Consider the following 12,882-nt stretch of genomic DNA (forward strand, 5'->3'; position numbering starts at 1 on the left):
TAGCCAGCGCGCTGGCCACAAAGCGCGCTGAAGAGTTTCCGACGCAACTAGTTGGCGGTGGGGTACCAACGCGGCGTGTAGGCCCACACCCCACCCGACAGGCGAGGGAATACACAGGTTGTAGAGGAGCCAACCAGAACCATGGTGCGCATATCGACCATTTCCGGCAGCAGCTCGGCCAAGGTGACTACCTTAAGCGTCTGCCCCGGCCTACCGATGTCGCGCCCAAGGACTACAGGCGTGCTCCCCTCGCGGTGGCGACGCACAACTTCCAGGGCCACACCGAGCTGGTGCGGCCTGGCCTTGGAGATCGGGTTGTAGAAGGCCAGCACCAGGTCGGCCTGGGCAGCCAGGTCCAGGCGCTTTTCAATGATCGACCAGGGCTTGAGGTTGTCCGACAGCGACATCACGCAGAAGTCATGCCCCAGCGGTGCACCTGCCTGGGCGGCGGTTGCCAGCGAGGCTGATACCCCCGGCAAGATCTGCAGGTCAACGCGATGCCAGGTGGGGTCGCTGGATTCGTGCAATGCTTCGAGCACCGCAGCGGCCATGGCGAAAACGCCCGGGTCGCCCGACGAGACCACCACCACCGAACGGCCTTGGGCCGCCAGTTCGAAGGCATGTCGGGCGCGCTGCATCTCTTCGCGGTTGTCGGTGCAGTGCAGCACCTGGTCGCTGCGGAACGGGCCAGCCATGCGCACGTAAGTTTCGTAACCGAGCACATCTTCGGCCTGCGCAAGTTCGGCCTTGACCGCCGGCACCATCAGTTCCGCCGCACCAGGGCCAAGGCCGATGACCGCCAGGCGACCGCGACGGCGGCCGACCTGCGCTACGTCGACCGGGGCAGACGCCACCGCGACCACGACTTCTTCAAGCGCTATCAACTCGGCATCGGGCACCGCCGCAGCGACCATGCTGGCCACATCGCCAAGGCCGGTGGCGAAGCGCAAGGGGACCCCCAAGGCCTGCGCAGCTTCGTGCAAGGCGCTGTCGGCCATGGTTCGCTCGTCGGCCAGCACGCAGGCTACCGAGGGCTCGGCGATGCCGGCCTGCTGCAGTGCTGCGCGAATACTGTGCAGATTGCCACCTGCAACGCCCACGACCACCAGGCGCGGGTGGATCAGCAGCTCGTCGCGGTTGGCCGGGCGCGCCTGATGCCCCACATGAATGGTGCGCTGCGCCGCTTCGCTGGCGGGCAACTGCGCCAGCTGCAGCCACGGGGCGTTACCTTCGATGCGCACAGACTCACCCGCCAACAGGTCGGATACAAAGCGCTTGCCTTGCTCGATGTCCGCCAATGCATAGCCCTGCGGCGGGTTCAGCAGGCAAGTCCCGAAGCGCAACTCGCCACTGGTGGTGATGGCGGCGGAAACGCCCAGCGCGTCAGCGATTTCGCGCGCCATCACGTTCACCCCGCCGAGGCCGCCGAGCAACGGCACTACCGCGCTACCATCCTCGGCCACGGCCAGTACCGGCGGCTCGCTGCCCTTCTCGCTGAGCAGGCTGGCCAGGCTGCGGATGACGATACCCGCGGCGCACAACGCGATGATCGGCGTGTCTTGCTGGTACAACCCCCGCAGGGTATCGCCAAACGACGCGTACGACTGGTCCGCACCCTCGACACGCCCCTCGAGGCCATGGATCGTGGCCTGTGGATAACAGGCCTGGATACGCTGCGCCGTCGCCAGGCTGCCCGGGCCGAGAATGACGATGGCTGGTGCCTTGTGCATGTTCAGCCCTGCCATTTTTCCCCCGGCACGATGATCAGCGAGAAGTAGGGCGACGACTGCGGGTCGACCTGGTCCAGCGGCACGATCTTCTGGTTGGCCATGGTCGCCCGTTCCACATACAGCGCACGCCCGTCCAGGCCCAGTTCGGCCAGCACTTCGCGCACCTTGGGGAAGTTGCGCCCAAGTTTCATGATCACCGCTGCATCGGCGTCGGCCAGACGGCGCTTGAGCTCTTCAGCGGGCAACACGCCGGACAACACCGACAGGCTCTGGTTACGGTACACCAGCGGTGCCCCTAGCACCGAAGCGCCACCGAGCATGGAGCAGACACCGGGAATCACTTCTGCCTCGTAGCGCTGCGCCAGGCGGTCATGCAAGTACATGTAGGAGCCATAGAAGAACGGGTCGCCTTCGCAAATCACCGCCACGTCGCGGCCGGCATCCAGGTGCTCGGCCACCTGTACGCTGGCTTCGTCGTAGAAGTCGCTGATCACTTGCTCATAGGACAGCGGCGCCGGCAGCACTTCGGTGGTGACCGGGTAGACCAGCGGCAGCAGGGTCTGCTCGGGCTGCAGGTGCGCCTCGATAATGCCGAAGGCATTGCCACGCTTGCCCTTGGCCACGAAGTAGCCGACCACCGGCGCCTCACGCAACAGGCGCAGGGCCTTGAGGGTAATCAGTTCAGGATCGCCAGGGCCCACGCCCAGGCCAAGCAGTCGTCCGCGCGGGGCCATCATTCCACCTCCGTGGCCAGGGCGTTGACCGCCGCGGCGGCCATCGCGCTGCCGCCCAGGCGGCCTTGCATGATCACGAACGGCACGCCACGGCTGTCGGCGGCGAGCATGGCCTTGGACTCGGCAGCGCCGACGAATCCGACCGGGAAACCGAGGATCAGCGCCGGCTTGGGCGCACCGGCGTCGAGCATTTCCAACAGGTAGAACAGCGCAGTAGGGGCATTGCCGATGACCACCACGCTGCCCTCCAGGTAAGGGCGCCACAGTTCCAGGGCTACGGCGGAGCGTGTGTTGCCGGCGTCTTTGGCCAGGCCCGGCACGCTGGGGTCACGCAGGGTGCAGATGACTTTGTTGTCAGCTGGCAAGCGGGCCCGGGTGATCCCTTCGGCCACCATATGCGCATCGCACAGGATCGGCGCGCCGTTGAGCAGCGCCTCGCGCCCGGCCCGGCCGGCACCGTCGGAGAACTGCAGGCCATCGATGGCGTTGACCATGCCACAGGCGTGGATCACGCGCACGGCGAGCTTTTCAAGGTCTGCGGGGATCCGCTCGAGTCGGGCTTCCTCACGGATGATCCGGAAGGAATTGCGATAGATCTCCTGACCATCGCGGATGTAGTCAATCATCAAGGTGCTCCGTCGGCAGGTCGAGCATGGCGCCTGCTTCATTCAAGGTAAGGTCGGTGGCGCGCAGGGCACCGAAACCCGGCTGGCGCGCATCACGCAGATACAAGTCGTAACGGCCCGGCGAACGGGCCAGCAAAGTGGCCGGGGCAACATAGGCCACAGCACAGGAACGGGGGCAGCCGGACAGGTGCACGCTGGCCGGCACGCCAGGGCCCAGCAGCGCGGCCAGGACAACGGCGTCAGCCTTGGTCTCGGCAAGGGCCTTGGCGCAGCCGCTGGCACCGGTGCAGGCGCTGATACGCGCCAGGGGTTCACGGTCGTGGCACAGCAACCCCAGCGCAGACAATTCGGCCAGGGCCTGATCGATGTGCTGCGCTTGCAGGTTGGTCAGCACCAGGCTTTGCCAGGGGCTAAGGCGCATGCTGGCATCGCCCAGTTCACGGGCAATACGTGCGGCGCCACGCAGCATCGCGGGGGTCAGGCGGCCTTGCGGCGGGGCAACGCCAAGGGCAATACCCTGCGCCTGCGGCAATCTGCCCAACCACGAGGCGCGGTGCTGTTCACGCCGCCAGGTGAGCACGGCAGCATCGCGGCGGATGTCCAGGCCGAGCCCAGCGACAAAATCAGCTGGCGGGTACACCTCAAGCAGCTGGCGCATGCGCGTCTGCGTCGGGGATGCCAGATCGAGGAAGCGCTCCAGCACCGCGCGCACCAGCATCAGGCCGTGCGCCAGCGGCACCGCACCGAGCGCCTGGCCCTCTGCCGGGCAACCTGCCAGGCCAAACGCCAGCCAGGTCTGCTGGTCCAGGTGCAGGGGCGACAGCCACAGGTCATGGGGGTGTTCGAGCATCGCCAGGCGCTCGCCTGCATCCAGCTGCACAGCGAACTTGGCCGACAGCTGGTGAAAGCGCGGGGTGCCTTCCAACAGGTCGAGGATCTGCCCGGCCAGCGGCCTGGCGTCCAGCAGCATGAGCGGGTCATGCCCGGCCAGTGGGCTGAGCATCACGTTGCGCACATCGTCACCCGCGACGTCGCGTGGTCCCAGGCCGGCTGCGAGCAGTGCCTCGACCAAAGCGCGATGCTCGCTGCCAATGCCGCGAATCTGCAGGTTGCCACGGTTGGTGGCCTCGATCACGCCGCCAGCAAAACGCTCCGCCGCCGCCGCCACGGCTTCGGCCTGCTCGGCCAGCAGCAGGCCACCTGGCAGCTTGATGCGGCAGATACCGCCATCACGGGCACTGACAATGCGCCACAACCCCGGACAGGCCGAGGGGCGGGGCGATACGTGGGGGGCATGGGCCTGCGTCAAAGGGGCATCCGGCAGTCTGTGAAAATGCGCTTGAGTGTAGAAGGCGCGGTATTATGCCTGCTTTGTCCGGCGGCATGAAAAGCCGGTGGTCGAGCATCCTCGGCGATCAAGTAGAAATTCAGGACCGCGTCGCCTTCTTCGCAGGCTCGCCCGCTCCCATAGGATCACTGCAGGCTGCACATGCTGCATTGTATCTGTAGGAACGGGCTTGCCCGCGAAGGGGCGCGAAGCGGCCCCAAAAATGGCGGATTGAAATACATGACACCCTGGCTGACAGTAGTAGGCATCGGCGAAGACGGCTTCAGCGGCCTGGGCAAACAGGCCCGGCGCGCCCTGCTGGGCGCTGGCCGGGTCTTCGGCAGCCCGCGCCAGCTGGCCTTGCTGCCACGTTGCGTGACCGCTGAACAGCTGTCCTGGCCCAGCCCGTTCTCGCTGGCCCCGGTGCTGGCCCTTCGCGGCGAGCCGGTGTGCGTGCTGGCCAGCGGTGACCCTATGTTCTACGGCGTCGGCGCCAGCCTGGCGCGCCAGGTGCCTGCTGCAGAAATGCGCGTGTTGTCGCTGCCCTCTTCCTGCGCCCTGGCCGCTGCCCGCCTGGGCTGGCCGCTGCAGGACCTGCAGGTGGTGTCGCTGGTGGCTCGCCCCCTGGCGGCGCTCAATGCCCACTTGTACAGCGGCATGCGCCTGCTGGTGCTGAGCAACGATGGCGACAGCCCGGCGGCAATTGCCGCGCAGCTGCGCGAGCAAGGCTTCGGCCCAAGCCGCCTGCAGGTGTTCGAGCACTTGGGGGGCGTGGACGAACGTGCACTGGCCGGCACCGCCCAGGACTGGCCGCACACCGATATCGCGGCGCTCAACCTGGTCGCCATCGAATGCCTGGCTACGCCCGATGCGCCCCGCCTGCACCGGCTGGCCGGGTTGCCAGACGACGCATTCCGGCACGATGGCCAGTTGACCAAGCGCGATGTCCGCGCCATCACCCTGGCGCGCCTGGCACCGCAACCCGGCGAACTTTTGTGGGATGTGGGCGCGGGCTGCGGCTCGATCGGCATCGAATGGATGCGCGCCCACCCGGCATGCCGCGCCCTGGCCATCGAGGCCGACGAAGGTCGCCAGGGTTTGATCGAGCACAACCGCGATGCACTGGGTGTACCCGGCCTGCAACTGATTCGCGGCAAGGCGCCAGCGGCGCTGCAAGGCCTGGAACAACCGGATGCAATCTTCATCGGAGGCGGCGTTACCCGCGCAGGTGTACTGGACCTGTGCTGGGCAAGCCTGCGCCCCGGCGGCCGCCTGGTGGCCAACGCCGTCACCCTGCAAAGCGAACTGGCCCTGGCACATTTTCGCGAACAGCACGGTGGTGAGCTGACCCGCATCCATGTCGCTCATGCCCAGCCCTTGGGTGCGTTCGACACTTGGCGCCAGGCTCTGCCGATCACCCTTCTCGAAGTACTGAAACCCGCCGATGCGTGAAGAAACCCGCGAACAGCCCGCGCCTCTGCGCAGCGGCCTTACCACCGGCAGCTGCGCCACCGCCACCAGCCTGGCAGCGGCCAAGCTGCTGCTCACCGGGCAGCGTGACGATGCGGTGGACATCACCCTGCCCAAAGGCAAGGTCGTGCAGATGCGCCTGGAATTCTGCCGCCTGATCGGCGAGTGCGCCGAAGCCGGCACCCTCAAGGATGCGGGTGACGACCCGGACGTGACCCACGGTGCCCTGGTCTATAGCCAGGTGCGCCTGCTGGCGGAACCTGGCATTGGTTTTGTCGCCGGCAGCGGCGTGGGCACGGTGACCCGCCCGGGGCTGGTGCTGGCTGTGGGTGAACCGGCCATCAACCCGGTGCCTCGGCGCATGATCAGTGAACACCTGCAACACCTGGCCGACGCGTACGGCTACCTTGGCGGCTTCGAGGTCACGGTCAATGTGCAAGGTGGTGAGCAACTGGCCCTGAAAACCATGAACCCGCGTCTGGGCATCCTCGGCGGGCTGTCGATCCTCGGCACCAGCGGCATCGTCCGGCCGTTCTCCTGCGCGGCCTACATTGCCTCGATTCACCAAGGCATCGACGTGGCCCACACCAATGGCTACACGCACATAGCCGCGTGCACCGGCAATGCCAGCGAAGACACCATGCGCCGCGTCTACGGTCTGCCGGAAATCGCCCTGATCGAAATGGGCGATTTCGTCGGCGCGGTGCTCAAGCACCTGCGCAAGGTACCGGTGCCGCGCCTGACCCTGTGCGGCGGCTTCGGCAAGATCAGCAAACTGGCCGCCGGGCACATGGACCTGCACAGCCGTCACTCCAGCATCGACTTGCCGCAACTGGCAGGTTGGGCCGCAGACATTGGCGCTGATGAGGCGTTGCAGGCTGCCATCAGCGGCGCCAACACCAGCCAGCAAGCGCTCGCCCTGGCTCATGCGGCCGGCATTGCCCTGGGTGACGCAGTGTGTGCCCACGCCCTGGCCTTCGCCCGTAGCGTCGTGCCGGCGCAGGTGCACGTGGAAGTGTTCGCCATCGACCGCCAAGGCGGCATCGTCGGCCAGGCGGGTGTGCAATGACTGCGCGCATCCTGTTGCTGGGAGGGGTCACTGAAGCCCTGGCGATGGCCCGCCAACTCGAGCCTCGACATGTCTACAGCCTGGCCGGTATCGGCCGCGTGCCGCAGGGCTTGCAATGCCAGGTGCGGGTCGGGGGCTATGGCGGTGTCGAGGGCCTGACCCGCTACCTGCGCGAGGCGGGCATCACCCTGCTGATCGACGCCACCCATCCCTATGCCGCGCAAATCAGCCGCAATGCCGCCAGCGCCGCACGCAACGTCGGCATCCCGTGCTGGGCCTTGCGTCGTCCCGCCTGGCAGGCGCAAGCAGGGGACGACTGGCGAGAAGTCGAGGATTGGGCAGGGTTGATCGAAGCACTGAAGCCGTTCCGCAGGCCACTGTTCACGCTAGGACGCGAGCCGCTGCAGCACCTGGACGAGATTCCGCCAGAGCAGTTCTGGACCTTGCGTGCGCTGGAGGCGTGCCCTGGCAACGAGCGCTGTGAAGTGATTGGCGCACGTGGGCCGTTCCATATCGAAGATGAGCGGGCGTTGTTCCAGCGCCGCCACATCGATGTGCTGATCAGCAAGAACAGCGGCAGTGTGGCGACCGAGCCGAAGCTGGAGGTAGCACGGGAGCTTGGCGTGCCGGTGCTTGTCCTGAAACGTCCGGCACTGCCGGAGGTGGACCGGGCATTCGACTCACTGGCGGACCTGGCAACAGCGCTCGCCCTCTAGGCGCTGCCCTTTCGCGACACACAGGCACTCCTACAACGGTTTCAGACTTTTCTTCCAACTAACCCAGTGGCCCGTTGCCGCTCTGCTGCCTTAAACTCGACGCCCCTCCCCCGGAAGGTTTCACCCATATGGAAATGCAATGGTGGATCTGGCTGGTCTTCGGCATCGCGCTGATCCTGCTTGAACTGGTCCTCCCAACGTTCTTCATACTCTGGTTCGGCATCGGCGCCGTGCTGGTCTCGCTTATCTCGCTCGCCGCACCCAGCCTGCAACTGGACATGCAGGTCCTGCTGTGGGTACTGCTGTCGTCGGCCACCACTGTGCTGTGGTTCAAAGTGTTCCGGCGCAAGCAGCCGGATGTGCGCTGGACCGCCGACAGCGTGATCGGCGAAGTGGGCCTGCTGACCGCTCCCGTGTCGGAGTTCCAGAAAGGCCGCGTACGCTTCCAGAAGCCGATCCTCGGCAACGAAGAATGGACCTGCATCGCCGATAGCCAGATCGCCGCCGGCGAGCGGGTACGCCTGACCGCCATCGAGGGGAACACCGCCCGCGTTATCCGGGCCTGAATCCGCATTAAAAGGAATTTTGCAGCATGACCAGCCTCATCGTCGTCGGCGCCATTGCCCTGTTCGTCCTGATCACCGTGTTCAAGGGGGTGCGCATCGTGCCCCAGGGCGAGGAGTGGATCGTCGAGCGCCTGGGCCGCTACCACAGCACCCTCAAGCCGGGCCTGAACATTGTCATCCCCTACATGGACGTGGTCGCCTACCGCCTGCCGACCAAGGACATCATCCTCGATGTGCAGCAGCAGGAAATCATCACCAAGGACAACGCGGTAATCGTCGCCAACGCCCTGTGTTTCGCCAAGGTAGTCGACCCGCAGAAAGCCTCGTATGGCGTGCAGGACTTCTCGTTCGCCGTCACCAGCCTGACCATGACCTCGCTGCGCGCCATCGTCGGTGCAATGGACCTCGACGAGGCGCTGTCCAGCCGCGAGCAGATCAAGGCCCGTCTGCGCGATGCAATGTCCGAGCAGACCGAAGACTGGGGCGTGACCGTGCGCTCGGTGGAAATTCAAGACATCAAACCTTCGGAAAACATGCAGTTGGCCATGGAACGCCAGGCCGCAGCCGAGCGTGAGCGCAAGGCCGACGTCACCCGCGCCGAAGGGGCCAAACAGGCGGCGATCCTCGAAGCAGAGGCGCGCCTGCAGGCGGCCAGGCTGGATGCCGAGGCGCAGATCAGCCTGGCCGAGGCCTCGGCGCGGTCGATTTCGCTGGTGAAGGAAGCGGTGGGCAACGAGACCGTACCGGCGATGTACCTATTGGGCGAACGCTATGTGGGCGCGATGGAGAACCTGGCGGGCAGCAGCAATGCCAAGGTGGTGGTGTTGCCGGCTGACCTGCAAGAGACCGTGCGCGGGTTGATGGGCCGCAACAAGGTTTGAGAGTGTCGGGGGCGCTTTGCGCCCCTATCGCGACACAGGGCCGCTCCCACAGGACAGCGCAGTATTCGAGGCTGCCGCAATTCTGTGGGAGCGGCCTTGTGTCGCGATGGGCTGCACAGCAGCCCCCATTACCAGGCCACCTGCGTCACTTCACCGCACCCCGGCATTTTTACCTATACTCCGCCTTACAATAGCCACCACGATTCCTGACCGGATCTCTCCATGCCCCCACGTCGGCACATTGCCTGGGTAGCCTGCCTTGCAGTGCTATTCAACTTGCTGGCCATGCCGCTGTCTTCTGCTGCGCCCAAGGGCTCGGCCGAGCAGCTGCTGTGGGGGGCTTTCTGTTCCAGCATGGCCAACAAGGCCAACGTCGACGTTCAGGCCCTGGCCAAGATCGACCTAGGCCCGCAAAGTGACGACAGCGCCGGCATGATGAACTGCTGGTGCTGCTCCGGTGCCGTGCCGTTGCTGGCCCTGCCCGGCTACCCGCCACAGTTGCACAACCCGCCGACACTGCTCAGCGGGCTGCTGCCGCCACCTGCCAAGTACACACCCACGCCCCGCCAGCTCTGGCCTGGGCTAAACCCTCGTGCCTCTCCGCTAGCCTGAGTTCATCATGCTGTCTGCCTGAACCAGAACGGAAACGGAGATTCACCATGCTCAAGCACGCCCTCGTCATGGCCGCCCTGCTGCTGCCTGGCGCCTTTGCCAATGCCCACGAATACAGCGTGGGTGACCTGCACATTGCTCACCCGTGGTCGCTGCAGTTGCCACCCAACGCGCCTAACGTCGCCGCGTATTTCGTGGTGCACAACAATGGCCAGGCTGATGACCGCCTGCTCAGCGTCGACAGCCCCATCAGCGATGACGCGCAACTGCACGAGCATGCCATGAGCGCCACTGGCGCCATGAAGATGCAACAGGTGCCCAGCGTGGTAGTGCCTGCCGGCAAGGACCTGACCTTTGCCCCCGGTGCCTACCATGTGATGCTGATGCAGCCCAAGGACCGCAGCCTGCTCAGCGACGGCAAACGCTTCCCGTTGACCCTGCACTTCGAAAAGGCCGGCGACATCACCGTCGAAGTGGCCGTGCAGAAGCAGGCGCCTGCGGACCAGCCGCAAGCCCACGAACACGCGCACTGATACCTGCTGACAGGCACGCGCCATGAGCCTGCCGCGCCACAGCATCGGCCGTACCACCCGCCCTGACCTCAGGCGCGCCGGTGGCGGATGGCTGAGCCTGTTCGCCATGTGGATGATTTTCATCGGCCCGCTGATTTCCCAGTCGATGCCGATGGACCACCGCGCGGGCATGAACATGCCGATGGACATGCCGATGGCGGCTGCCCATCAGCATGGCGGCGACGCCCATCACGGCCACGGCGGCGATGGCCAGTTGCATGTGATGTGGGAAAAGTGCGGTTACTGCAGCCTGTTGTTCAACTGCCCGGCCCTGCCCCAGGCCCTCAGCCCGCTCAGCGCCGGCAGCATCGTCCCCACCACCCACCTGCTTGCGCCAACGCACCAGGGCCATGCCCGGCAGGCTGTATTCCCTGGTGCGCGCAGCCGCGCCCCGCCTTCTTCGATCAACGTCTGAAACCACATTTTGCGCACGAAGCCAGGAGGCTTCGCGCTAACTCATGACTGATCGACTGGAATCATTATGTCAGGCTGCACCCCTGTTTTTGCCTTGTCCCTGCGTGGGACCATCGCCGCCCTGTGCGGCTCGCTGCTCGCGCCCATGGCCCTGGCCGCCGACCCTGGCCATGAAGACCATGTGCACGACGCACCCGAGTTGAGCCCGACGGTGATCACCGCCGTGGCCCCCAGTTCGCCGCTGACCGTGGTCACCAACCCGAAAGACCCGCGCCAGCCAGTGCCGGCAAGCGACGGCGCCGACTACCTGAAGACCATCCCCGGCTTCTCGGCAATCCGTGCTGGCGGTACCAACGGCGACCCGGTATTGCGCGGCATGTTCGGCTCGCGCCTGAACATCCTCACCAACGGCGGCTTGATGCTTGGAGCCTGCCCCAATCGCATGGACGCGCCCACGTCCTATATCTCGCCAGAAACCTACGACCGCCTGACCGTGATCAAAGGCCCGCAGAGCGTCATCTGGGGGCCCGGCGGCTCGGCCGGCACCATCCTCTTCGAGCGCGAACCGGAGAAATTCGGCACCCTCGGCAGCCGCGTCAACGCAAGCCTGCTGGCCGGCTCCAACGGCCGCTTCGACAAGGTGCTGGATGCTGCGGCCGGCAACAGTCAGGGCTATGCCCGCTTCGTCGGCAACCAGTCACGCTCGGACGACTACCACGATGGCAACAACGACACCGTGCCGTCGCGCTGGGAAAAGTGGAATGGCGATGTCGCCCTCGGCTGGACACCCGACCAGGACACCTTGCTGGAGCTGACTGCCGGCAAGGGTGACGGCGAAGCCCGCTATGCCGGGCGCGGCATGGACGGTTCGCAGTTCAAGCGCGAAAGCCTGGGCCTGCGCTTTGAAAAGTCCAACCTCGGCGAGGTGCTCGACAAGGTCGAGGCGCAGGTCTACTACAACTACGCCGACCATGTGATGGACAACTACAGCCTGCGCACGCCGTCGGGTAGCGGCATGATGGGCATGCCGATGGTCAGCAACGTCGACCGCCGCACCATGGGTGCACGCATCAAAGCCACCTGGCGCTGGGCCGACGTGCAGCTGATCAGCGGGATTGACGCGCAAACCAACGAACATCGCCAGCGTGGCGGTATGGGTGTGGACGCACACAAGGGCCAGGCCTGGACCAAGGACGCCGACTTCCACAACTACGGCGCCTTCAGCGAACTGACCTGGTACGTCAGCGGTGAGGACCGCTTGATTACCGGCGCCCGCCTGGACCGCGCCTCGGCGCGTGACTTCCGCAAAACCAGCGCCACCGAAGGCGACACCCGAGCCGACACCTTGCCGAGCGGTTTCATCCGCTACGAGCACGACCTGGCAGCCATTCCGGCCACCACCTACATCGGCCTCGGCCACGCCCAGCGCTTCCCCGACTACTGGGAGCTGTTCTCACCCAAGCTGGCACCCGCCGGGGCAGCCAACGCCTTCGACGGCATCAAGCCAGAGAAAACCACCCAGCTCGACTTCGGCATCCAGTACCGCACCGAGCGCCTGGAGGCCTGGGCTTCGGGCTATGTCGGGCAGATTCGCGACTACATCCTGTTCGACTACCGCACCGGCATGATGGGCATGAGTACCTCCCAGGCGCAGAACATCGACGCCCGCATCATGGGTGGCGAACTGGGCGCCGCCTACCAGCTGACTGAAAACTGGAAGGCCGACGCCACGCTTGCCTACGCTTGGGGCAAGAACAGCAGTGACGGCAAAGCGCTACCTCAAATGCCTCCCCTGGAAAGCCGCATGGGCCTGACCTACAGCCGCGACGTGTGGAGCGTCGGCGCACTGTGGCGGCTGGTGGCGGCGCAAAACCGCATTGCCGAAAACCAAGGGAACGTCGTCGGCAAGGACTATGACAAGAGCGCCGGCTTCGGCGTGTTCTCTCTGAACGGCGCCTACAAGGTGAACAACAACCTCAAGCTCAGCGCAGGGGTCGACAACCTGTTCGACAAAACCTACGCCGAGCACTTGAACCTGGCCGGGAACGCCGGGTTCGGCTACCCGGCTACAGATCCACAGCCGGTCAACGAGCCAGGCAGGACCTTCTGGACCAAGGTCGACTTCAGCTTCTGACAACAACGGGCGCAGCTTCGGTTGCGCCTTT

General features: G+C 65.6%; 13 protein-coding genes. 9 read left to right on the top strand and 4 right to left on the bottom strand.

Features of this window, described 5'->3' with window-relative positions; all coding sequences use genetic code 11:
- Nucleotides 1-47: 47 nt before the first annotated feature.
- From cobJ to cobG, 4 genes are read right to left on the bottom strand one after another with little or no spacing between them, the layout of a single operon-like run.
- On the bottom strand, nt 48-1,745 hold the full coding sequence (gene cobJ, locus ACZ889_RS01015) for a precorrin-3B C(17)-methyltransferase (RefSeq protein WP_180689197.1): 1,698 nt from the start codon (nt 1,743-1,745) through the stop codon (nt 48-50).
- Nucleotides 1,733-2,464: a precorrin-2 C(20)-methyltransferase gene (locus ACZ889_RS01020; RefSeq protein ID WP_047604704.1), complete on the bottom strand. Its 732-nt coding sequence runs from the start codon at nt 2,462-2,464 to the stop codon at nt 1,733-1,735. Before ACZ889_RS01020 ends, cobJ begins: the two co-directional genes overlap by 13 nt.
- Nucleotides 2,464-3,090 (bottom strand): precorrin-8X methylmutase, encoded by a 627-nt coding sequence (locus ACZ889_RS01025; RefSeq protein WP_476257125.1) that lies wholly within the window; start codon nt 3,088-3,090, stop codon nt 2,464-2,466. The genes ACZ889_RS01020 and ACZ889_RS01025 overlap by 1 nt, the downstream gene beginning before the upstream one ends.
- Nucleotides 3,083-4,414, bottom strand: coding sequence for a precorrin-3B synthase (cobG, locus tag ACZ889_RS01030; protein WP_476258007.1), 1,332 nt, complete (start codon nt 4,412-4,414; stop codon nt 3,083-3,085). Before cobG ends, ACZ889_RS01025 begins: the two co-directional genes overlap by 8 nt.
- Nucleotides 4,415-4,657: 243 nt before the next feature.
- Between cobG and ACZ889_RS01035 the strand changes: the two genes are divergently transcribed.
- From ACZ889_RS01035 to ACZ889_RS01075, 9 genes are all read left to right on the top strand, one after another.
- Nucleotides 4,658-5,869 (top strand): bifunctional cobalt-precorrin-7 (C(5))-methyltransferase/cobalt-precorrin-6B (C(15))-methyltransferase, encoded by a 1,212-nt coding sequence (locus ACZ889_RS01035; RefSeq protein WP_014861027.1) that lies wholly within the window; start codon nt 4,658-4,660, stop codon nt 5,867-5,869.
- A complete protein-coding gene (locus ACZ889_RS01040) occupies nt 5,862-6,956 on the top strand; it encodes a cobalt-precorrin-5B (C(1))-methyltransferase (RefSeq protein WP_014754589.1) in 1,095 nt (364 codons plus the stop codon). The genes ACZ889_RS01035 and ACZ889_RS01040 overlap by 8 nt, the downstream gene beginning before the upstream one ends.
- On the top strand, nt 6,953-7,672 hold the full coding sequence (locus ACZ889_RS01045) for a cobalt-precorrin-6A reductase (protein ID WP_180689196.1): 720 nt from the start codon (nt 6,953-6,955) through the stop codon (nt 7,670-7,672). Before ACZ889_RS01040 ends, ACZ889_RS01045 begins: the two co-directional genes overlap by 4 nt.
- Before the next feature lie 128 nt (nt 7,673-7,800).
- Nucleotides 7,801-8,238: an NfeD family protein gene (locus ACZ889_RS01050; RefSeq protein ID WP_003249659.1), complete on the top strand. Its 438-nt coding sequence runs from the start codon at nt 7,801-7,803 to the stop codon at nt 8,236-8,238.
- Between the two features lie 26 nt (nt 8,239-8,264).
- Entirely contained in the window at nt 8,265-9,119 is an 855-nt protein-coding gene (locus ACZ889_RS01055; protein WP_012053830.1) for an SPFH domain-containing protein, read from the top strand.
- A gap of 222 nt (nt 9,120-9,341) precedes the next feature.
- Nucleotides 9,342-9,731, top strand: a complete 390-nt coding sequence (locus ACZ889_RS01060) for a DUF2946 domain-containing protein (RefSeq protein ID WP_476257126.1) — start codon at nt 9,342-9,344, stop codon at nt 9,729-9,731.
- Nucleotides 9,732-9,778: 47 nt separating this feature from the next.
- The gene (locus tag ACZ889_RS01065; RefSeq protein WP_003249653.1) at nt 9,779-10,264 is read left to right on the top strand and encodes a copper chaperone PCu(A)C; all 486 of its coding nucleotides are present in this window, start codon (nt 9,779-9,781) and stop codon (nt 10,262-10,264) included.
- Between the two features lie 22 nt (nt 10,265-10,286).
- Nucleotides 10,287-10,718 (top strand): DUF2946 domain-containing protein, encoded by a 432-nt coding sequence (locus tag ACZ889_RS01070; RefSeq protein ID WP_476257127.1) that lies wholly within the window; start codon nt 10,287-10,289, stop codon nt 10,716-10,718.
- A gap of 66 nt (nt 10,719-10,784) precedes the next feature.
- Nucleotides 10,785-12,851: a TonB-dependent copper receptor gene (locus ACZ889_RS01075; protein ID WP_185279933.1), complete on the top strand. Its 2,067-nt coding sequence runs from the start codon at nt 10,785-10,787 to the stop codon at nt 12,849-12,851.
- Nucleotides 12,852-12,882 lie beyond the last annotated feature (31 nt).

It is taken from the genome of Pseudomonas sp. TE3895 (assembly GCF_056278855.1).

Excerpts from the sequence above, each read along its gene's own strand:
- ACZ889_RS01045 (WP_180689196.1), top strand. The coding sequence starts at position 6,953 with ATGACTGCGCGCATCCTGTTGCTGGGAGGGGTCACTGAAGCCCTGGCG.
- ACZ889_RS01035 (WP_014861027.1), top strand. The coding sequence starts at position 4,658 with ATGACACCCTGGCTGACAGTAGTAGGCATCGGCGAAGACGGCTTCAGC.
- ACZ889_RS01055 (WP_012053830.1), top strand. The coding sequence starts at position 8,265 with ATGACCAGCCTCATCGTCGTCGGCGCCATTGCCCTGTTCGTCCTGATC.
- ACZ889_RS01050 (WP_003249659.1), top strand. The coding sequence starts at position 7,801 with ATGGAAATGCAATGGTGGATCTGGCTGGTCTTCGGCATCGCGCTGATC.
- ACZ889_RS01070 (WP_476257127.1), top strand. The coding sequence starts at position 10,287 with ATGAGCCTGCCGCGCCACAGCATCGGCCGTACCACCCGCCCTGACCTC.
- cobJ (WP_180689197.1), bottom strand. The coding sequence starts at position 1,745 with ATGGCAGGGCTGAACATGCACAAGGCACCAGCCATCGTCATTCTCGGC.
- ACZ889_RS01025 (WP_476257125.1), bottom strand. The coding sequence starts at position 3,090 with ATGATTGACTACATCCGCGATGGTCAGGAGATCTATCGCAATTCCTTC.
- ACZ889_RS01020 (WP_047604704.1), bottom strand. The coding sequence starts at position 2,464 with ATGGCCCCGCGCGGACGACTGCTTGGCCTGGGCGTGGGCCCTGGCGAT.
- ACZ889_RS01040 (WP_014754589.1), top strand. The coding sequence starts at position 5,862 with ATGCGTGAAGAAACCCGCGAACAGCCCGCGCCTCTGCGCAGCGGCCTT.
- ACZ889_RS01065 (WP_003249653.1), top strand. The coding sequence starts at position 9,779 with ATGCTCAAGCACGCCCTCGTCATGGCCGCCCTGCTGCTGCCTGGCGCC.
- ACZ889_RS01060 (WP_476257126.1), top strand. The coding sequence starts at position 9,342 with ATGCCCCCACGTCGGCACATTGCCTGGGTAGCCTGCCTTGCAGTGCTA.
- ACZ889_RS01075 (WP_185279933.1), top strand. The coding sequence starts at position 10,785 with ATGTCAGGCTGCACCCCTGTTTTTGCCTTGTCCCTGCGTGGGACCATC.